The sequence below is a fragment of the Synechococcus sp. A15-127 genome (genome assembly GCF_014280215.1).
Taxonomy (GTDB): domain Bacteria; phylum Cyanobacteriota; class Cyanobacteriia; order PCC-6307; family Cyanobiaceae; genus Parasynechococcus.
Genome location: NZ_CP047948.1, coordinates 1,546,666 through 1,566,127, shown reverse-complemented (window position 1 = coordinate 1,566,127; position 19,462 = coordinate 1,546,666). Strand labels below are relative to the sequence as shown.

Below are 19,462 nucleotides of genomic sequence, written 5' to 3'. Positions count from 1 at the left end.
GAGGTTGACGCCCATCGTCGTAGGGAGCAGTGCTCCAGCAGTCTCTTCAGTTCCCTGCCGGTCCAAAGCAGAGCCGTCTGCTGGGAGGTCTGCGTCTGGGGATGCATCAGATGCCATCGACCAACCGGTCATAGAGCCCCTTCGTCGTTGTGCAACCCCTGGACTGTCACAGTGCCACTTGCTGGCCTCATGCTGCTTCTTGGTCGTAGCGATCCGCTGAGATCACAGCTTCCAGGGACAGTTCTCCGTAGAGGTGTGGGAAAAGCTCGCCGGTCGGAACCGCGTCAGCCCGCAGTGGGGCGGTCAGCTGGGCAGGGTCGATACGCAGCAGCAGCACGTCTTCTGCATCGACGTAGAAGCGATCAAAGGTCGCCTTCACCTGCTGTTCCCACGAGCAGTGAATGAATCCCACTTCGTCAAGGCGCATGCCCCTGGTGGAGATCCGGTAGGAGCCCTCTGCCCTGGCCATCCGCCAGTCTTCGGCGAGGGCCAGATGGAACAGGGGTTGATCTCTCGGGACCGGCACAGCATCGGCAGGGAACAGCGGTTGAAGCCCCCCGGGACTCCAGGGATCAGCCCGCTGCATCAGGCGCTCGAACATGGGATCCTCGAGAAATCTCCGAAGCCAGATGCGCAGAGGGGCCAGCTCGGCATCCGCGTCGAAGTCCTCCGGATCAGCGATTCGCCATTGGCGAACAAAAGGCCAAAGGGCGCCGTCTGTGACGCCCATGCAGGGTCCGCTCAGCCAACCCCGCGCCGCAATCCGTTCACTCCAGCGCTTCAGAATGGAGATCCCCGCATGGCGGTGGTGCTCGCGCCGCTCTCCTGGGTAGCGGTCGGTGTACTTGAAACGATCCAGGTGGTGCTTGAACGGGCCATCGTTCTCACGGATCAGATCCGCGCTGCCTTCGCCCGTCTGCAGCAGACCGCGCGGATCCGCCTGCTCAAGCGCCCAGCGCATCACCTGCAGGCTCTCATCGATCACCTGCCCACCCTCGAGCACCAGTACCGGAACGGTCCCTTTGGGTGAAACCGTCAGCATTTCCCTGGGCTTGGCCTTGAGTTCGATCTCGCGCCAACGCACCAGAAGCCCAGACTGCAGCAGGGCCCAGCGCGCCCGCATAGCAAACGGGCAGCGCCGGAAGCTGTAGAGGATCGCGGTCATGGTCGTGCGTGCTTCGGGCAGATGCGCAATGCTGCCCCTGGAGTGTGCTCCACGCCCATGCGATGGCTTGTCCCGATCGGAATCATCGCCTGGATGGCAGGGCTGTTTGTTGCGCATCATGCGATCCATGCCGGTGGCTGCATGACGGAAGCCCGGTGGGCGTCGCAGAACGATGAGGTCTACGACCGCGAACTGGAGGTGGAGTGATGGCCCGAAAACGCATCTCATTCCGAGACCCGGTCTGGCTGATCCCGATGGTGATCGTGGTGCTTGCCTGTTCCGTGCAGACCTTCCACCTGGTGCAGCACTCCAAATACTGCAAGAGCGACGCGGAGTGGACCTCGATCTATGAGCAGAAGGCGGAGGATGCCCTCGATGAGGACGACAGCTGATCGATCTGTTTCTGGCGCATCGTGAACCGGGCTCGGTCGCTGTCGCTGAAGCGATCGATGCAATGCAGGCACTGCACTCCCTTCACATAACTGGCCAGATCCCGTTGCTCCGGTGACAGGGGCAGCCCGCAGGCGTGGCAGAGGCTGTGGACTCCAGGTTTCAGCTGATGGTTGAGCGCCACCCGCTGATCGAACACGAAGCATTCACCCTGCCAACGGCTTTCCTCTTCCGGCACCTGTTCCAGGTACTTGAGGATGCCGCCCCGCAGATGGTGCACCGGGCCGAAGCCACTCTGTTGCAGGTAGCTGCTCGCCTTCTCGCAGCGGATGCCACCGGTGCAGAACATGGCGATCCGCTGCGGCTGTCGCTGCGCGATCAGGGGGCGCAGAGTCCGCTCCGCCCAGTCCGGGAAGTCGCGGAAGCTTTCCGTGCCTGGATCGAGGGCTCCTTCGAAGCTGCCGATCGCGGTCTCATAGCTATTCCTGGTGTCGATCACCAGCGTGTCGGGGTCATCAACCATGCCGTTCCAGTCCTGTGGATCCACATAGAGGCCCACGCTGGACCGTGGATCCGCTGCGGCCACACCCATGGTCACGATCTCCTTCTTGCGTCTCGCCCTGAAACGTCGGAACACAGGCCTGTCACTCCAGCTGCACTTGACCTCGAGCCGCTCGAACGGCTGAGCCCCCAGCGCAAGTCGGTCGCGCAGTCGGGTCAGCAAGGCTTCAACGCCCTGCGCAGGCCCGCTGATCGTGCCGTTCACCCCTTCATCTGCAACCAGAACAGAGCCGAGCACATCCCCCCGATGCGCCAACGGCGGCAGCTCAGCAAGAATCGCCTCACGCCGTTCGTCGCTCAAGGGTGTGAAGGCGTAGAACGCCGCCACCATCAGCCGATTCATGCCGCAGTCCGGCGCTCCATGATCAATCGTTCCGTTCATGGGTTTCGGATGATTTCGGCGCTGATGACGCTGGTGGTTCCGTAGGGCCCGAATCGTGTGGCGCACGCAGCCCCGCAGCTGGCTCCCAGCTTCACGGCCCGCGTGGCGCTCCAACCCGCGGCGAGTCCTGCCGTGACTCCGGCCGCGAAGCTGTCGCCGCAGCCATAGGACTCCACCAGAGGAGCATCGGGTGTAGAGGCTGCATAGCGGCCGCCCGGTCGCAACCAGCCTCCATCGGCTCCTTCCGTTGCGATGACCAGAGCTGGCGCGGGGTCCAGAGCATCCTCAGGAAGCTGTTCTCCCGGATCGAGGGCACTGCCGATCAGGGCGTCCAGCTGGACGGCGGCTCCCTGCAGGACGGGCAGGCGCAGCCGTGGTGTTGCCGTCAGCACCCTGGCAGCCCGGGCAAGGCGAAGGCCATCGGCATCCGTCGCGGAGACGAACACGCCATCACAATCCTGCAGCAGCTCCCAGGGCAGGGAATCCTCTGACGTCGGCGTCAGTCGTTCGCCGATCACTGTGATCGCCCGATCACCGGTGTGGTCAACGAGGCTGAGGCCGCGTCGGCTGGGCTGATCACGCCAGGCCACGTGAGGATCCACTCCAAGTTCCCGTAATCGCTCCACACTCCGTCGTCCGATCGCATCGCGACCGAGGGCCGTGAAAAAAGGCACCGTGGTTCCGGTCAGCCGTGCCAGCTGAACCGCCACAACGGCACCGGCTCCAGCCGGTTCCTCAAGACTGCGGGCGGCCCGGCTGATCAATCCCGGTCGGGGCAGGGTATCGACTTGAAGGAAAGTCACCCATTCCTGATGGCCGATCACTGCCAGCTTCACCGGCGGGAGGCCGGATGCGGCTTGCATCAACATCAGTTGTCCCGTCGGGTATCGATAATCCGGGCCAGCTCGAGCACATATCCCGCCGTGCACCAGCGTCCGTGGCTGCGAGCGCGGTTTTCGGGGTCGGACCGAATCTCGGCGGTTTCGGCCATCAGCAGATCAAGCTCCCCCTGGGGAAGTTCGTAGAGATCCTGCAGTTCCACCTCACGGCCGAGCAGATGGCTGCGAAACCATTTGCGTGACTGCTCCTGGGCTGGAATCTCTCGCGGCATGGCGGAACTCCGCGGGGTGATGGCGTGATTCAGAGGATTCCGAGGGGCCCCTTCTTCTTCTTGCAGTAGCCGGCGCCGATGTTCACCCACCCCTCCAGACATGCCTCGCCGTTGGTGGGAGCCACCTCGTAGTAGACGGGCGAGACACACGTGGTGCCCAGGGTGTTCACATAGCCCATGGGGCATTGGTCATGACCGGCAGCCTTGGGAATCTCCTTCTGAGCGAGAGCCGCTGCAGGAGCCAGCAGAATCGGCAGCAATGCCAGAAGGAACGGACGCATGACAGGGAAGCGAATGCAGCTCTGTCTTAGCTCAGGGCGCAAGCCAAGCTCACGAATTCGCTGCCTGTCATGGAGCGCAGCTGACGGGGGATTCCGCGTTCTCCTGCCAGTTGGCCTGCACCCCCGCATCCCTGAGCAGCTGCCGGTCGGCCTCCACATCCGGATTGCCGGTGGTGAGGAGGGTATCGCCGTAAAAGATCGAATCAGCTCCGGCCTGCAGGCAGAGGATCTGGGCTTCCCGGCTCATCGATTCACGCCCGGCGCTGAGCCTCACGCGTGCGCGGGGCATCAGGATCCGCGCTGTCGCCACCATCCGAACCAGGTCCAGTGGCTCGAACGGAGCCTGCTCCTGAAGGGGCGTTCCTTCCACAGCCACCAGACCGTTCACCGGAACACTCTCAGGATGGGGATCCATGCCGGCCAGCACCTGAAGCATTGAGGCGCGGTCCCTCAGCGATTCGCCCATGCCGATGATGCCTCCGCAGCAGAGGGTCACCCCGGCTTTCCTGACCCGTTGCAGGGTCTCCAGCCGTTCCTGGTACGTGCGGGTCGAGATGATCCGGTCGTAGTGCTCGGGGCTGGTGTCGAGGTTGTGGTTGTAGGCGGTGAGCCCGGCCTCGGCGAGCCGTTCCGCCTGTCGGTCGGTGAGCATGCCTGCGGTCACGCAGGCTTCCAGGCCCAGCTCGCGCACGCCCCTCACCATCTCCAGCATCGCCTCGAAGGGGGTGCCGTCACGGATCTCACGCCAGGCCCAGCCCATGCAGAAGCGGTCGGCACCGGCCTGCTTCGCGGCCCGTGCCCTCTGAAGCACGGGATCCACCTGCATCTGAGCATCGAAGGCTGTGACGTCGCTGCTGTTGTGGATCGACTGAGAGCAATAGGCGCAGTCCTCTTCGCATCCCCCGGTCTTGACGCTCAGCAGCGAGGCCAACTGCACCCTGTAACCGGGGTTCGCTTCCCGGTGCACGGCCTGGGCCTGCCACAGCAGCTCCATCAGGGGCTGCCGGAGGAGGGCCAGGATTTCCTCGGTGGTCCAGTCGTGGCGCAGGGTCAGCGTCATGGCGAAATCGGATCCAGGCCCCCGAAGCGGCGTTGACGGCTCTGATAGTCCAGCAGGGCTCTGGTCAGGGCTTCAGGGCCGAAATCAGGCCAGAAGACGTCGGTGACATGGATCTCCGCGTAGGCCAGTTGCCACAGCAGGAAGTTGCTGATCCGGTGTTCACCACTGGTGCGGATCAGCAGGTCGGGATCCTGCTCGCCGGCGGTGAACAACTCAGCCGCAACGCTGTTCTCATCGATTTCCAGGGGGTCGAGATCGCCATCTGCCGCCCGCTGGGCGAGCCGCTGGGCAGCGCGCACGAGCTCGCGTCGTCCGCCGTAATTGGTGCAGACGTTGAAGTGAATGCCATCGTTGCCGGCCGTCCGTTCGGTGGCATCGGCGATCAGCTCCTGCAGTTTTTCCGGCAGTCCTTCCAGATCGCCCAGGAAACGGATGCGCACCTGTTCCTGCTCCAGCGACCGAAGCTCCTTCTGGAGAACGCGTTCAAACAGAGTCATCAGGAAATTCACCTCATCGCCGGGCCTCGCCCAGTTCTCCGTGGAGAAGGCATAGGCGGTGAGAGCCTTGATGCCCCAGTCGCTGCAGAGGCGAAGCGTCGATTTCAGGGCCTCCACCCCAGCGCGGTGACCCATCACCCGTGGCAGGCCGCGGGACTCGGCCCAACGGCCGTTCCCGTCCATGATCACCGCCACATGGGATGGAAGCCGAGCGATCTCAAGCTCCGGCGGGCAGACGGAACGGGGAGCGGCGTCGGTGCTGGCAGCCGGTGGTCGGCTCAAGACAGCGATTCTGACGGGGAGCTCCCCACCGTACGTCGTGCAGGTGGCAGGGCCTCCGCTGTGCTGAACAGTTCTCGCAGCAGCTCCTGCAGACGACTGCTGGTGATCGGACGTTCCAGACGTCCCTGATTGGCAAGGGAGAGTGTGCCGGTCTCCTCGGAGACGACGATGCAGATGCAGCGGTCAAAGCGTTCGGTGATCCCGAGCGCCGCGAGGTGGCGTGTGCCGTAGCGGCTCACGCTGTGACGGGACAGAGGAAGAATGACGCCGGCTGACTCGATGCGATTGCCTCGCACCAGCACTGCTCCGTCATGGAGCGGTGTATCGGCGGCGAACAGGTTGAGCAGCAGCTCCCGGCTGAGCTGGGCTCCGATGGTCACCCCTGGATTGAGGAAATCCTCCGGACGCAGATCGCTGCCCAGATCGACAACGATCAGGGCTCCGCGGCGTTGCTGGGAGAGTTTTCCTGCGGCGTCGGTGATGTGGGCCACGGTGCCGGCTGTGGCACGGAACTCCTTCTGGGGATTGCCCAGCAGCACCGCAAGCCGGCCGGTACCCAGAAGCTCCATCAGCCGACGCAGTTCCCCTTGCCAGAGAATCGCCAGTGACAGGGAACAGGCGAGGACGAGGGCATCCACCAGCTTCGAGGTGAGCGGCAGGTTGGCGAACCGCTGCACGAACCAGGCGGTGGCCACGAGGAACAGATAGCCGCGCAGCAACCAGAGGGTCCTGGCCTCGTTGACCCGCGAGAACAGCAGAAAACCGATTGCGGAGGCAAACAGGACGTCGAGAACAAGGCGCGGATCCACCACCGCCAGCACGTTCACCCCGCCCATCTCCCTGCTGCCATCAACGTACCTCTCGGAAGCGCTCCGGCAGCACGTCGTAGCGCAGCAGGTCATCCGGCTGCTCGCGCTTCTGAACCAGCTCAGCCGCGCCGTCATTCACCACCACCGCAGCCGGGCGGGGGATGCGGTTGTAGTTGGAGCTCATCGATGCGTTGTAGGCACCGGTGGCGAACACCGCGACGATGTCGCCACTGCTGGTGGTCGGCAGATTGAGGTCCTTGAGCAGCACGTCGCCCGACTCACAGTGCTTGCCCACCAGGTTCACCGTTTCAGTGGCTTCCGCCAGGGGCCGGTCCGCCAGGCAGCAGGTGTAGAGAGACTGGTAGGTGATCGGCCGTGGGTTGTCGCTCATGCCACCGTCGATGGCGACGTAAGTGCGCACTCCCGGGATCGTCTTGCGAGACCCCACGCTGTAAAGCGTGATGCCTGCTGTGGCGACCAGAGACCGCCCCGGTTCGCACATCAGACGGGGAAGCTCCAGATCCCTTTCTCGGCATGCCGCGGTAACGCCCTCCGCCACCACCTTCACCCAGTGGTCGATGCTCGGCGGGTCATCGGTTTCCACATAGCGGATTCCAAGGCCACCCCCCACGTTGAGATCCGTCACCGGGTGGCCGAGCCGCCGGGCCAGGCCGAGGGCATCCGCCATCACCGCGGCCAGGTCGCGATGGGGCTCAAGCTCGAAGATCTGAGATCCGATGTGGGCATGCAGACCGGTCAGTCGCGCCCAGGGCTGACCGACCAGTTGCTTCAGCACCGACTCCAGCAGGTCTGGATCGAAGCCGAATTTGCTGTCCAGATGTCCGGTGCGGATGTATTCGTGCGTGTGGCACTCGATGCCCGGGGTGAAGCGCAGCATCAGGCGTGCCGGTTCGCCGCCTGCTGGCACCAGCTGCTCCAGCCGCTCGAGGTCGTGCTGGTTGTCCACCACGATCGTCACGTCGTTGTCGTACGCGAGCAGCAGTTCCTCATCGCTCTTGTTGTTGCCATGCAGCACCATCCGCCGACCGGGCATGCCCCCCTGAAGTGCCGTGAGCAGCTCACCGGCGGAGACGGCGTCCAGTCCCAGCCCCTCGGCGGCAGCGATGCTGCTCATCAGCAGAGAGCTGTTGGCCTTTGAGGCGTAGACCGGCAGCGACTCTCCCGGGTAGTGCCGTAGAAGGGCGTCCCGGTAGGCGCGGCAGGTGCTGCGCAGAGTCACCTCATCGAGGACATACAGCGGTGTCCCGTAACGCTTCGCCAGTTCGCTCAGCTGGCAGCTACCAACGAGAAGCCTGTCCTGTTCATCCAGCTCCGTGGTGAGGGGCGCGAGATTGCGGTTGGGGCTGCTCGGATCCCGGGCCGCTTCGTAGGGCCTTGTGCTGGCGATGGTCTGAGTCAAAACGGACCGGCGTAGATGGGCAATGTAGGAATCAGACCTCCCCGGAACGGTTCAGCCATCACCGTCATCGAACTCGACACTTCCTGGTTGTCCGCCTGTCTCGACCTGGATCAACGCTGCCTGAGGGGACTGTGGAACGAGGAGCAGTGGCGCCGTGAACTGGAGGAGCCGCAACGGCTGTGTCTTGGGCTGATCGAGGCGGAGCGCCTGCTGGGTCTGGCCTGCGGCTGGCTGGTGGTCGATGAGCTGCACATCACAGCGGTGGCGGTGGATCCGGATCGACGCCGCTGCGGTCTTGGCCGCTCGCTGCTGGACGCCCTGTTGCAACGGGCACGGATGGAAGGGGCCCGGCAAGCCACCCTGGAGGTAGCCAGTGACAACACAGCCGCTGTCGGTCTCTACGACTCCCATGGATTCCAGATCGCCGGCCGCCGCCCCAACTACTACCGAGATGGCCGAGATGCGCTGATCCAGTGGTGTCGGCTCATGCCAACGGAATAGCCAGGTGACCGATCTAGATGATGTTCGGTTTCCCGTCCTCGGAAGACAAAAAAGCCGCACATCTTGGCGGATTCATTATTAATTTCTGGCTGTACAAGCCCAGTCAGAGACTGGTAAGTCACTGAATCAATCAATCGCTCGCAGAGGTCCCTCAACCCTGATAGCTTGGGAAGACTTACGCATCGGCCTCGACGATGTTCGAACGATTTACTGAGAAGGCCATCAAGGTGATCATGCTGGCCCAAGAGGAGGCCCGTCGCCTGGGTCACAACTTCGTGGGAACCGAGCAGATCCTTCTGGGTCTGATCGGTGAAGGCACCGGAGTCGCAGCCAAGGTTCTCAAGTCGATGGGCGTCAACCTCAAGGATGCCCGCGTCGAGGTGGAGAAGATCATCGGACGGGGTTCGGGCTTCGTCGCCGTTGAAATCCCGTTCACGCCCCGTGCCAAGCGAGTGCTGGAGCTCTCCCTGGAGGAGGCCCGTCAGTTGGGTCACAACTACATCGGCACGGAACATCTGCTGCTCGGACTCATCCGTGAAGGCGAGGGCGTCGCTGCACGGGTCCTGGAGAACCTTGGTGTCGATCTGGCCAAGGTCCGCACGCAGGTCATCCGCATGCTGGGTGAGACGGCAGAAGTCTCTGCCGGTGGCGGTGGCGGCGGCGCCAAGGGTTCCACAAAGACTCCGACCCTCGATGAATTCGGCAGCAATCTCACTCAACTCGCAGGGGAGGCGAAGCTGGATCCTGTGGTCGGCCGCCACAACGAGATCGACCGTGTGATTCAGATCCTCGGTCGCCGCACCAAGAACAATCCGGTGTTGATCGGTGAGCCCGGCGTGGGCAAGACCGCCATCGCTGAGGGGCTCGCCCAGCGGATCCAGCAGGGTGAGATCCCTGACATCCTCGAAGACAAGCGCGTTCTCACCCTCGATATCGGTCTGCTGGTGGCAGGGACCAAGTACCGGGGTGAGTTCGAGGAACGCCTCAAGAAGATCATGGAAGAGATCAAGTCCGCCGGGAACGTGATCCTGGTGATCGATGAGGTGCACACCCTGATCGGGGCCGGAGCCGCCGAGGGAGCCATCGATGCCGCCAACATCCTCAAGCCGGCTCTGGCCCGCGGAGAGCTCCAGTGCATCGGCGCCACCACCCTTGACGAGTACCGGAAGCACATCGAACGGGATGCAGCTCTCGAGCGTCGCTTCCAGCCGGTCACGGTGGGAGAGCCCTCCATCGTCGACACGATCGAGATCCTTCGTGGGCTGCGTGAGCGTTACGAGCAGCATCACCGCCTCAAGATTACCGATGACGCTCTCGTCGCCGCCGCCACACTCGGCGACCGCTACATCTCCGATCGTTTTCTTCCGGACAAGGCCATCGATCTGATCGACGAAGCTGGATCACGGGTGCGACTGCTCAATTCGAAGCTTCCGCCTGAAGCGAAAGAAGTCGACAAGGAACTGCGTTCCGTCCAGAAACAGAAGGAGGAAGCCGTTCGCGATCAGGATTTCACCAAGGCCGGAGAGTTGCGTGAAAAGGAAGTGGAACTGCGCGAACAGATCCGTACCCTGCTTCAGAACAACCGTGTCGAAGCCAGCCCTGATCCAGAGGCCTCCTCTGAACGTCAGGTTCCTGAGGCATCTGAGTCGTCACCCATGGTCAATGAGGAGGACATCGCCCACATCGTTGCTTCCTGGACCGGTGTTCCCGTTCAGAAGCTCACTGAGAGCGAGTCCGTGAAGCTGCTGAACATGGAGGAGACCCTCCACCAGCGCCTCATCGGCCAGGACGAAGCGGTCAAGGCTGTTTCCAAGGCGATCCGCAGAGCCCGCGTCGGCCTCAAGAATCCCAACAGACCGATTGCCAGCTTCATCTTCTCCGGCCCCACCGGGGTCGGAAAGACGGAACTGACCAAGGCTCTGGCCACCTATTTCTTCGGCAGCGAAGAGGCGATGATCCGCCTCGACATGTCCGAGTTCATGGAGCGCCACACGGTCAGCAAGCTGATCGGCTCCCCTCCTGGCTACGTGGGATTCAATGAGGGCGGACAGCTCACCGAAGCTGTGCGTCGCCGTCCGTACACCGTCGTTCTCTTTGACGAGATCGAGAAGGCTCACCCCGATGTGTTCAACCTGCTGCTTCAGCTGCTGGAAGACGGCCGGCTGACCGATTCCAAAGGTCGCACCGTCGATTTCAAGAACACGCTGATCATCATGACCTCGAACATCGGTTCGAAGGTGATTGAGAAAGGTGGCGGTGGCCTCGGTTTCGAGTTCTCCGGCGAGAGCGCCGAGGAGTCTCAGTACACCCGGATCCGCTCCCTGGTGAACGAAGAGCTCAAGCAGTACTTCCGCCCTGAATTCCTCAACCGTCTCGACGAAATCATCGTCTTCCGTCAGCTCAGCCGCGACGAAGTCAAGGAGATCGCAGAGATCATGCTCAAGGAGGTGTTCGGTCGCATGGGCGAGAAGGGCATCACGCTCACCGTCTCCAATGCCTTCAAGGAGCGTCTTGTGGAAGAGGGTTACAACCCGGCCTACGGCGCCCGGCCCCTGCGTCGCGCTGTGATGCGTCTGCTCGAGGATTCCCTCGCCGAAGAGGTGCTCACCGGACGGATCAAGGACGGCGATCACGCTGAGGTGGATGTGGATGAGAACAAGAAGGTGGTGGTGCGTCACATGGGACGTGCCGAAGCGACACCTCAGCTCGCCGGCGCCGGCGTCTGATGGTCCGTTCCATCTCAACCCACGCCATCGCCCCAGCTGCGGTGCTGCGGGGGGATGGTGCCTGGTCGGATGCTCTGCCTCGCATAGCCGCTCTGAGCTCAACTCCCCTGTTGCTCGGACGCAGCGGGGCAACCGCCAGGCTTAGAGATCGTTTCTGCACGGATCTTGAGGCTGCCGGCCTGCCGACCCGCTCCGTTCAACTGGAATTCGATTGCTGTGAAGCCGACCTTGAGCGGCTTGCGGTTGAATCCGCAGGTTGTGATGCCGTCATCGCCGCGGGGGGCGGCAAGGTGCTGGATGCCGGCAAGCTGCTGGCTTCCCGGCTCGGCCTTCCCTGCATCACCGTCCCTCTGAGTGCTGCCACCTGTGCCGGCTGGACCGCTCTGGCCAACCTCTATTCACCGGAGGGTGCTTTTCAGGGCGATGTGGCTCTGGAGCGCTGTCCAGATCTTCTTGTGTTCGATCACGACCTGGTTCGTCAGGCTCCCCCCCGCACCCTGGCCAGCGGGATCGCCGATGCGCTGGCGAAGTGGTACGAAGCCTCTGTCAGCAGTGGTGACAGCAGCGACGGACTCGTGCAGCAGGCCGTTCAGATGGCGAGAGTGCTCAGAGATCAGCTGATGATCGATGGCGCGAAGGCCTTGCAGGACACGACCGGTTCAGCGTGGGTGCGAACGGCAGAAGCCTGTGCTCTCACGGCCGGAGTGATCGGTGGACTGGGGGGTGCTCGCTGCCGGACCGTCGCCGCCCACGCTGTTCACAATGGCCTCACTCTGCTGCCCGGTTGCCACGGCGTGCTCCACGGCGAGAAAGTGGGTTTCGGCATCCTTGTTCAGCTTCGTCTTGAGGAGCGGCTGGGCGGGAATCGGCTCGCTGGCCAGGCCCACCGTCAGCTGCTCCCGCTGCTGCGGGAATTGGGTCTTCCTGTCACTCTCGATGACCTCGGACTCGCGGGTGCCAGCCTCAGTGACCTTCAGCGGGTATGTCAGTTCGCCTGCCGCGAGGGATCAGACCTGCACCATCTCCCCTTCACTGTGAGTCCCGGCGCCCTGCTGGAAGCACTGGTGGGTGCGGCCGAACCCAGCCTTCTTTCCTCTTGAACCAGCTGCTGGACCAGCTCCGACCGACCTTGCTCGATCCGCGTGCGCGCGATCTGGCGGGGACGGTCCAGTGGTGGCTTCTGCCTGGCCTCGAGGGTGATCAACCCTTCCCGGTGGCGGTGCTCGGAGAGGGGCCACCCCTGCTGCTGCTGCATGGGTTCGACAGCAGTTTCCTGGAATTCCGTCGCCTGGCACCGCAGCTGAGTGATCGGTTTCAGCTGTTCATCCCCGATCTGTTCGGCTTCGGCTTCTCCCCCCGGCCTTCCGGGGCCAGCTATGGCCCGGAGCCGGTGCTGCGTCATCTTGATGCGCTGCTCGAACGTCTGCCGCCATCGTCCGTGGGGTTGATCGGAGCATCGATGGGTGGAGCTGTCGCCGTCGAGCTGGCCCGACGCCACCCGGAGCGAATCCGACAGCTGCTGCTGCTGGCCCCCGCCGGTCTCAGCGGCCGGCCCATGCCGCTTCCCCCAGTTCTGGATCGGCTCGGAGTCTGGTTTCTCTCCCGTCCCGGCGTGCGCCGAGGTCTCTGCTCTCAGGCCTTTGCTGATCCAGCGGCTTCGGTCGGCGCACCGGAGGAACAGATCGCCTCACTGCATCTGCAGGTCCCGGGCTGGGCGGATGCGCTGGCGGCCTTCGCGCGCAGCGGTGGGTTCGCCGGTTGTGGCGAACCCCTGCCGGATCAACCGCTGCATGTGATCTGGGGAGCGCAGGATCGTATCCTGCGCCCGCGTCTGAAACAGGCGGTGCTCGATCTGCTCAAGCGTCCGGTGGAGACCTTCGAGTCCTGCGGCCACCTGCCCCATCTCGATCAGCCTGAACGGGTGGCCGAGCGTTGCCGGGAGTATCTGGCCGGTGTCTGATCCGCTTCTCAGCCTCATCTCCACCGGTCTGAAGCTCTGGGTCCGCAGCCGCTGCGACAGCGTCGGAACCCTTGAACTTTCGCTGCAGGGATCCAGTCTCGGGTTGCTGCGAGGTCATCTGCAGGGGGCGCGGCTGGAGGCAAGGGAGGTGCGTTTTCAGGGTCTGCCTCTGCAGCATGCGGTTCTGAGCAGCGGTCCGATACAGGTGGATCTGCAGCTGCTTCAGCCCGGTCGGATGCTGGCTCTGCAACATCCCTTCAGGCTTGAAGGGGATGTGACGATCACCGGCCGTGACCTGAATGACGCGCTTCTCGATGAGCCCTGGCGCTGGCTTGGAGACTGGCTGTCGGAGCAGCTGATGGGGTTGACGCCCTTGGGCGGCCTGCGGATCGACAACGATGTGCTCGAGCTGCAGTCCCCCGTGGCCGCCCAGAAGGACCCGGCACGCCGCCGGTTCCGACTCAAGGCCGCTCAGAACACCGTGATGATCAAGCCGCTCACGGAAGAGCAAGGCGCAACGCTGTTGCCGATGGACCCTGAGATCCACATCCTGGAAGCGTCCCTGCAGGGTGGTCAGCTCACCCTCCAGGGCGAGGCGCGCGTGAATCCCTGAGGAGATTTCGTGCGCTCAGGTGAGCAACTGGTCGCTCAGCGTCACCAGGTAGTAGATCACCGCGGGGGTGAACAGATAGCTGTCGATCCGATCGAGGATGCCCCCGTGACCCGGGAGCACATCCCCGGAGTCCTTCAGGCCTGCATCCCGCTTCATCATCGATTCGGTCAGATCACCCACCAGGGCGATCAGTGCCACCAGGGCTCCCAGCAGCAGTCCAGGCAGCCCCTGCCATGGCCACCCCATCACCCGTGCGCAGATCAGGCCGATGACCATGGCGCAGACGAATCCACCAATGGCTCCCTCCACCGTTTTGGCCGGTGATATGGGCGATAGAGGGCGTCGACCGAAGCGCTTGCCGAAAGCCCACGATCCGATGTCGCTCCCGACGATCATCAGGCAGGCCGAAAAGGTGATCGCCAACCCGCTGCTGCAGAGGTCCGCCGTGGCCGGTGCCAGCCCTGGGGCGGAGAGATTGCGCAGTGCCAGCCAGTGGCTGGGCAGAAAGCCGAGATAAAAGAGTCCGAAGATCGAAGCGGCGATGTCAGCGATTGAACCGGTCACCGGCTGAAGCAGCAGCCATCCGCAGATCGCCGCTCCCGCCAGTGGCAGCACAGCGGCCGCCAGCGCTTCCGGCATGCCGCCCTGCACCGCCCACTGGCTGCTGAACAGCAGCAGCTGGCAGGCCACCAGCGTGGTCTTGGTGGCGGGACGGATGCCCTTGAACTGGGCCATCCGGAAGAACTCCAGCAGCGCCAGATGCACGATCACGCCCACTGCTGCGGTGAACCACCATCCCCCCAGCACCACCACCAGGGCACCAAAACAGCCCACGGCGGTGCCGCTCAGCACGCGTTGACGCAGCGCACCGCGTTTCAGCTGTATCGAGGTCGTGGCTGGGATGGCCTCGCTGATCACGGACTTCCGGCGACAGGTCGTTCAGCGACCGAAAATTCAGCGTAACAATCGCCTCAAGGCAGCACCTCAAGCCGCACCGGCACCTCACCGTCCGAGATCATCTTCAGTTCAGTCGCAGCACCCTGGGCAAGGTCGATCACACGGTGCTGCCGATGCGGCCCCCGGTCGTTGATGCGCACCACGACGGTCTTTCCATTCGTGAGATTGGTCACCCGCACCCGCGTGCCGAACGGAAGGGTCCTGTGGGCCGCGGTCATGGTTCCCTGGCGGAGGGTCTCACCACTGGCGGTGCGTCTCCCGTAGAAACCCGGGCCGTACCAGCTGGCGGCTCCATCGACCACGCGCAGCAGTCTCGATTCCGCCACGACGGGGGCTGACAACAGCAGGGGCAGCAGCAGCAGGCGGATCATCCTCGTGACGAGGGCGTCTGCGTCATTGAACCGCTGTTGTCGGTGATGCGCACGCTCGCCGGCAGCTGTTCGCCCCAGAGCCTGCGCTGGCGCAGCAGCCACTGGATGCGGTCGCGATCCAATCGTTCTCCGGGGATCAGCAGCGGGATTCCGGGTGGGTAAGGGCAGAGCAGTTCCGCGGCGATGCCTCCCTCCGCCTCAGCGAGGGGGACGCAGCGGCTCGCAGCACGCCAGGCCTGACCGATGGGCAGCAGCGGTGATGCCACCAGGGGGAGTGGAGGCGGCTCGAAAGCCGGCTGGGGCACTCGCCCGGGGTGTGCCTGAATCAGCCGTCGCCAGCTGCTGTGCAGGGCAGCGGCAAGTCCTCGGTGCCGCGCCAGACCAAGACAGAAGGTGAGGGTGGCCGGCTCGGGCAGTTCTGCCACCAGCCCCCTGGGCAGCAGCCAGGCATCCGCTTCCACCCCGCTGATGCCGGCGCTGCCGCTGTGCAGGACCAGCCGAAGCGGATCCTGGGTGTCCAGGAGTGGCAGCCCCTGTCGGCACAGCTGTTCCTTCAGTCCCCGGGCTTCGTTCAGCCGGTCCTGGAGCCGTCGGCGTCCCCGTGGAGTTCCCCATTCGGCCAGTGCCGTCTCGCAGGAGGCCAGCAGCAGGGCGCTGGGGCTGCTGGTCTGCAACCAGCCGAGGCTGCGTTCCAGAGCAGCCGGATCGACCCGTCCCCCCTGCAGCCAGAGAACCCCCGTCTGAGCCAGACCCGCGGCGGATTTCTGCAGGGAATGCACCACCAGATCAGCTCCAGCGGTCACCGCGGAGCTGGGCAGCAGCGGATCGACTCCCGCCGCGAAGTGGCTGCCATGGGCTTCATCCACCAGCACCGGCCAGCCTCTGCCCTGCAGCAACCGGATCAGTGGTTCCGGATCTCTTGCGTAGCCCTGGTAGGTCGGATGCACCAGAACGGCGGCGGCCACCGGGGTGTCCAGATCCCTCAGAACCCTTTGCAGCCATGAGGCATCCATCGGTGCCGGCTGCCCTCGGTCGGTGTGGAACGGGATGTCGTAGAGCACGGGGGTGAGATCCCCCAGCAGGCAGGCCTGGATCAGGCTGCGGTGGACATTGCGCGGCAGCAGCACCGCTTCCCCCGGGCGGCCGATGGCCAGCAGTGCGGCCTGCAGCAGACCGGTGGCCCCGTTCACTCCGAACCAGCAGCGCTTCACGCCCATGGCCGCCGCCGCGTCGGCCTGACTGTCCGCGACGGCCCCCTCCGGCTCCAGCGGCCCCCCGACCGTTGGCAGTTCAGGCAGATCCCAGATCCCGGCCCTGCTGCGCAGCAGTTGTCGCAGTGCCTCTGGAAGTGCTGCTCCGCGGCCGTGGGCGGGCAGGAACAGGTTGCGGCCCCGTCCCCGTCGCAGCAGCGAGACCAGAGTCATCGAATCCGGCTTTTCTCCTTAAAGTCTGATGCTGTGAAGGCGGGTTCCGATGCGATACGACCCCGGACGGGATCTGGTCTGGTTGCTGCTGAGGCCATGGGTGGCCATCCCGCGCCTGCTGCAGCTGGTCTGGTCCTTCACAGGACTGGTGGTGGTGGTTCTGATTCAGGGAGGCAGCTCAGATCCCGCGGTTCAGCAGCGACTGGCCCGCAGGATCCTCAACACGCTCACAGGTCTCGGCCCCTGCTTCATCAAGGTGGGTCAGGCCCTGTCCACCCGCCCTGATCTGGTTCGGCGGGACTGGCTCGAGGAGCTGACCCGCCTGCAGGACGACCTGCCCGCCTTTCCCCATGCCATCGCGCTGAAGCGCATCGAGCAGGAACTCGGTGCTCCGGCTCACGAGCTGTTCGAGGAGTTTCCCGACCACCCCGTTGCCGCCGCCAGCCTGGGCCAGGTCTACAAAGCCCGGCTGCAGGGCAAGGCCTGGGTGGCGGTGAAGGTGCAACGCCCCAACCTCACATTCATCCTGAGACGGGATCTTGTGCTCATCCGTGCTCTCGGGATCACCGCTGCACCGCTGCTTCCCCTCAATCTCGGCTTCGGACTCGGCGACATCATCGACGAGTTCGGCCGCAGCCTGTTCGAGGAGATCGACTATGTCCAGGAGGCGGCCAACGCCGAGCGCTTCGCGGCTCTGTTCGCCGACAACGATGCGGTGTACGTGCCGCAGGTGGAGCGGATGCTCAGCTCCACCCGGGTGCTGACCACCACCTGGATCGATGGAGCCAAGATGCGCGACAGCGCCGAGCTCGAGGCGCTTCGACTCGATCCTTCAGCCCTGATCCGCACCGGCGTGATCAGCGGGCTGCAGCAGCTTCTCGAGTTCGGCTACTTCCATGCCGATCCACACCCCGGCAACCTCTTCGCTCTGCCCGGGCGCAGCGGTGATCTCGGGCATGTGGGTTACGTGGACTTCGGGATGATGGATTCGATCAGCGATTCCGACCGCCTCACCCTCACGGGAGCTGTGGTGCACCTGATCAACCGCGATTTCGCATCCCTGGCCAGGGATTTCCAGAGCCTCGGTTTCCTCAGCCCCACGGCGGATCTCACCCCGATCATTCCTGCCCTGGAGGAGGTTCTGGGAGGAAGTCTCGGAGATTCGGTGGGGTCGTTCAATTTCAAGGCGATCACAGACCGCTTCTCGGAGCTGATGTTCGACTACCCGTTCAGGGTCCCGGCCCGGTTCGCCCTGATCATCCGCGCCGTCGTCAGTCAGGAGGGCCTGGCGTTGCGCCTGGATCCCCAGTTCCGGATCATCGCTGTGGCCTACCCCTACGTGGCCCGCCGTCTGCTTGCGGGTGACACCACCGAGATGCGGGAGAAGTTGCTGGAGGTGATCTTTGATGAGAACGGTCGCCTGCGTCTTGATCGGCTCGAGAGTCTGTTGGCGGTGGTGGGTCAGGACGCCCCCGCCCCCGGACGGGAGCTTCTGCCAGTGGCCGGAGCGGGTCTGCGGCTCCTGCTGAGCCGTGACGGTGCCGATCTGCGCAGGCGTTTGCTGCTCACGCTGATCCGTGACGATCGTCTTCATACCGAGGATGTGAGGGCGCTCGCCGGACTGCTCGGTCGCACCTTCGGGCCCGTCCGTATCGCCGGCGGACTGCTGCAGCGTCTCAATCCCATGGCGGCGGCCTGACCCCACCACGACGTCGCTAAGGTCGCTGCTCCCGCCGATGACCTCGATGTATGAGGAGATGACTGCTGAGCAGTTCGAAATGCTTCTGCAGATGGCGGTTCCGCCTCAGCCGCCCTATTTGCTCGCGGGTGTCGGAATGGCGATGGGAATCCTCTGCGGCCTCACCTTCGGCCGTCAGATCCAGAACAAGCTCGACCGCTGGAAGCAGGACCGTCTTCCGTTGTTGCCTCTCGGCAACGTCGAGACGACCCTCAGTTACACGGGCACGGTGATCGGGATCACGCTGTTCATCGGCTGCTGTCTTCAGATCTTTGGATTCGCGGCTGGCGCCTCTCTGCTGGTGGCTCTGGTTCTCTCCCTGCTCACCGGAGGAGCCCTCTGGGCTCAGTTGGAGCGATTGATGCAGCAGGTCGAGCAAGGCAATTTCAAGGCCGTGGACTTCGACAACTTCGACGAATTCTTCTGATCAAGGACAAGGGTTTGTCGACTGATCCGCGATCTGAGGTCAGACTGATGTGGTCTTGATCACAACGGTGTGACAACCCTCCCTGCGGCAGTCGCCACCAGCCGTCTGCTGGTTGTCGAGGACGACGAAAGCATTCGCGAGACGGTGGGAGAGGCTCTGCGGGCTGAGGGGTATGAAGTGACCACCTGTGCCGACGGTTCGGAGGCCCTCAGCCTTTTCATAGAAGAGCCGTCCCAGCATGTGGATCTGCTCGTGCTCGATCTGATGCTTCCGGGTCTGGGGGGACTGGACCTCTGCCGGGAACTGCGCCGGTTCAACAACAACACGCCGATCCTGGTGATCAGTGCCCGGGACAGTGAAACCGATCGGGTGCTGGGTCTTGAAGTAGGGGCGGATGACTACCTGGTCAAACCCTTCGGCCTCCGCGAGCTGGTGGCCCGCTGCCGTGCCCTGCTGCGTCGGGCCCGCCAAGCGCCGACCCTTCTGCCTGAGATCTACACCCACGCGAATCTGACGCTGTACATCAACGAGTGCCGCGTCACCCGGGACGGTCATGACCTGAATCTCTCTCCGAAGGAATACAAGATTCTCGAGCTGTTCATCCAGCATCCCAAGCGCGTCTGGAGCAGGGACCAGCTTCTCGAGAAGATCTGGGGACTCGATTTCGTCGGAGATACCAAAACAGTTGATGTTCATATCCGCTGGCTGAGGGAGAAGATCGAGGAGGAACCCTCATCCCCGCAGCTGATTCGCACGGTGCGGGGTTTCGGATACCGCTTCGGCTGAA

At 63.9% G+C, this 19,462-nt stretch carries 21 protein-coding genes and 1 pseudogene; 10 read left to right on the top strand and 12 right to left on the bottom strand.

Annotated features, from left to right (window positions below):
• Positions 1-187: 187 nt before the first annotated feature.
• Positions 188-1,165 (bottom strand): DUF952 domain-containing protein, encoded by a 978-nt coding sequence (locus SynA15127_RS08160; RefSeq protein ID WP_186483640.1) that lies wholly within the window; start codon positions 1,163-1,165, stop codon positions 188-190.
• A 57-nt stretch (positions 1,166-1,222) separates the two neighbouring features.
• Between SynA15127_RS08160 and SynA15127_RS08155 the strand changes: the two genes are divergently transcribed.
• Both SynA15127_RS08155 and SynA15127_RS08150 read left to right on the top strand, forming a co-directional pair.
• Entirely contained in the window at positions 1,223-1,372 is a 150-nt protein-coding gene (locus SynA15127_RS08155; protein ID WP_186483639.1) for a hypothetical protein, read from the top strand.
• On the top strand, positions 1,372-1,557 hold the full coding sequence (locus tag SynA15127_RS08150; protein WP_186483638.1) for a hypothetical protein: 186 nt from the start codon (positions 1,372-1,374) through the stop codon (positions 1,555-1,557). Before SynA15127_RS08155 ends, SynA15127_RS08150 begins: the two co-directional genes overlap by 1 nt.
• On the opposite strand, the gene SynA15127_RS08145 is transcribed toward SynA15127_RS08150, so the two are convergent.
• The 8 genes from SynA15127_RS08145 to lysA all read right to left on the bottom strand — a co-directional run bounded on the left by SynA15127_RS08145 (position 1,512) and on the right by lysA (position 7,958).
• Positions 1,512-2,498 carry a rhodanese-related sulfurtransferase gene (locus SynA15127_RS08145; RefSeq protein WP_255475439.1) on the bottom strand — a complete coding sequence of 329 codons (987 nt, stop codon included), beginning with the start codon at positions 2,496-2,498 and terminating at the stop codon, positions 1,512-1,514. The two genes, SynA15127_RS08150 and SynA15127_RS08145, sit on opposite strands and share 46 nt — an antisense overlap.
• Positions 2,495-3,361, bottom strand: a complete 867-nt coding sequence (locus SynA15127_RS08140; RefSeq protein WP_186483637.1) for a PfkB family carbohydrate kinase — start codon at positions 3,359-3,361, stop codon at positions 2,495-2,497. The genes SynA15127_RS08145 and SynA15127_RS08140 overlap by 4 nt, the downstream gene beginning before the upstream one ends.
• 5 nt (positions 3,362-3,366) lie before the next feature.
• A complete protein-coding gene (locus SynA15127_RS08135) occupies positions 3,367-3,609 on the bottom strand; it encodes a hypothetical protein (RefSeq protein ID WP_043691529.1) in 243 nt (80 codons plus the stop codon).
• 29 nt (positions 3,610-3,638) lie between these two features.
• The gene (locus tag SynA15127_RS08130) at positions 3,639-3,890 is read right to left on the bottom strand and encodes a hypothetical protein (RefSeq protein ID WP_043691525.1); all 252 of its coding nucleotides are present in this window, start codon (positions 3,888-3,890) and stop codon (positions 3,639-3,641) included.
• Between the two features lie 67 nt (positions 3,891-3,957).
• The gene (bioB, locus tag SynA15127_RS08125; protein ID WP_186483636.1) at positions 3,958-4,950 is read right to left on the bottom strand and encodes a biotin synthase BioB; all 993 of its coding nucleotides are present in this window, start codon (positions 4,948-4,950) and stop codon (positions 3,958-3,960) included.
• Positions 4,947-5,729 carry an isoprenyl transferase gene (locus SynA15127_RS08120; protein ID WP_186483635.1) on the bottom strand — a complete coding sequence of 261 codons (783 nt, stop codon included), beginning with the start codon at positions 5,727-5,729 and terminating at the stop codon, positions 4,947-4,949. Before SynA15127_RS08120 ends, bioB begins: the two co-directional genes overlap by 4 nt.
• A complete protein-coding gene (gene cdaA, locus SynA15127_RS08115) occupies positions 5,726-6,565 on the bottom strand; it encodes a diadenylate cyclase CdaA (protein WP_370593972.1) in 840 nt (279 codons plus the stop codon). Before cdaA ends, SynA15127_RS08120 begins: the two co-directional genes overlap by 4 nt.
• Positions 6,566-6,578: 13 nt before the next feature.
• Positions 6,579-7,958 carry a diaminopimelate decarboxylase gene (gene lysA, locus SynA15127_RS08110; protein WP_186483634.1) on the bottom strand — a complete coding sequence of 460 codons (1,380 nt, stop codon included), beginning with the start codon at positions 7,956-7,958 and terminating at the stop codon, positions 6,579-6,581.
• 15 nt (positions 7,959-7,973) lie between these two features.
• Here lysA and rimI point away from each other — a divergent pair, with 15 nt between their 5' ends.
• The 5 genes from rimI to SynA15127_RS08085 all read left to right on the top strand — a co-directional run bounded on the left by rimI (position 7,974) and on the right by SynA15127_RS08085 (position 13,758).
• Positions 7,974-8,459: a ribosomal protein S18-alanine N-acetyltransferase gene (gene rimI, locus SynA15127_RS08105; RefSeq protein WP_186483633.1), complete on the top strand. Its 486-nt coding sequence runs from the start codon at positions 7,974-7,976 to the stop codon at positions 8,457-8,459.
• A gap of 194 nt (positions 8,460-8,653) precedes the next feature.
• Positions 8,654-11,185, top strand: a complete 2,532-nt coding sequence (locus SynA15127_RS08100; protein ID WP_186483632.1) for an ATP-dependent Clp protease ATP-binding subunit — start codon at positions 8,654-8,656, stop codon at positions 11,183-11,185.
• Positions 11,185-12,285 carry an iron-containing alcohol dehydrogenase family protein gene (locus tag SynA15127_RS08095; protein ID WP_186483631.1) on the top strand — a complete coding sequence of 367 codons (1,101 nt, stop codon included), beginning with the start codon at positions 11,185-11,187 and terminating at the stop codon, positions 12,283-12,285. The genes SynA15127_RS08100 and SynA15127_RS08095 overlap by 1 nt, the downstream gene beginning before the upstream one ends.
• Entirely contained in the window at positions 12,282-13,145 is an 864-nt protein-coding gene (locus SynA15127_RS08090; RefSeq protein WP_186483630.1) for an alpha/beta fold hydrolase, read from the top strand. Before SynA15127_RS08095 ends, SynA15127_RS08090 begins: the two co-directional genes overlap by 4 nt.
• Positions 13,138-13,758: a DUF2993 domain-containing protein gene (locus SynA15127_RS08085; RefSeq protein ID WP_186483629.1), complete on the top strand. Its 621-nt coding sequence runs from the start codon at positions 13,138-13,140 to the stop codon at positions 13,756-13,758. Before SynA15127_RS08090 ends, SynA15127_RS08085 begins: the two co-directional genes overlap by 8 nt.
• Positions 13,759-13,773: 15 nt before the next feature.
• Here SynA15127_RS08085 and SynA15127_RS08080 read toward each other — a convergent pair whose 3' ends face one another.
• The 3 genes and pseudogenes from SynA15127_RS08080 to SynA15127_RS13635 form a co-directional block, all read right to left on the bottom strand.
• On the bottom strand, positions 13,774-14,676 hold the full coding sequence (locus SynA15127_RS08080; RefSeq protein ID WP_052378148.1) for a phosphatidate cytidylyltransferase: 903 nt from the start codon (positions 14,674-14,676) through the stop codon (positions 13,774-13,776).
• 53 nt (positions 14,677-14,729) lie between these two features.
• Positions 14,730-15,026 (bottom strand): annotated as a pseudogene (locus tag SynA15127_RS08075) (septal ring lytic transglycosylase RlpA family protein); the annotation flags it as partial.
• A 56-nt stretch (positions 15,027-15,082) separates the two neighbouring features.
• Entirely contained in the window at positions 15,083-16,510 is a 1,428-nt protein-coding gene (locus SynA15127_RS13635) for a lysine decarboxylase (RefSeq protein WP_186483627.1), read from the bottom strand.
• Positions 16,511-16,559: 49 nt separating this feature from the next.
• Between SynA15127_RS13635 and SynA15127_RS08065 the strand changes: the two genes are divergently transcribed.
• From SynA15127_RS08065 to SynA15127_RS08055, 3 genes are all read left to right on the top strand, one after another.
• A complete protein-coding gene (locus tag SynA15127_RS08065) occupies positions 16,560-18,209 on the top strand; it encodes an AarF/ABC1/UbiB kinase family protein (protein ID WP_186483626.1) in 1,650 nt (549 codons plus the stop codon).
• Between the two features lie 46 nt (positions 18,210-18,255).
• A complete protein-coding gene (locus SynA15127_RS08060) occupies positions 18,256-18,675 on the top strand; it encodes a hypothetical protein (protein ID WP_043696613.1) in 420 nt (139 codons plus the stop codon).
• Between the two features lie 69 nt (positions 18,676-18,744).
• Entirely contained in the window at positions 18,745-19,461 is a 717-nt protein-coding gene (locus SynA15127_RS08055) for a response regulator transcription factor (RefSeq protein ID WP_186483625.1), read from the top strand.
• Position 19,462: the final 1 nt, after the last annotated feature.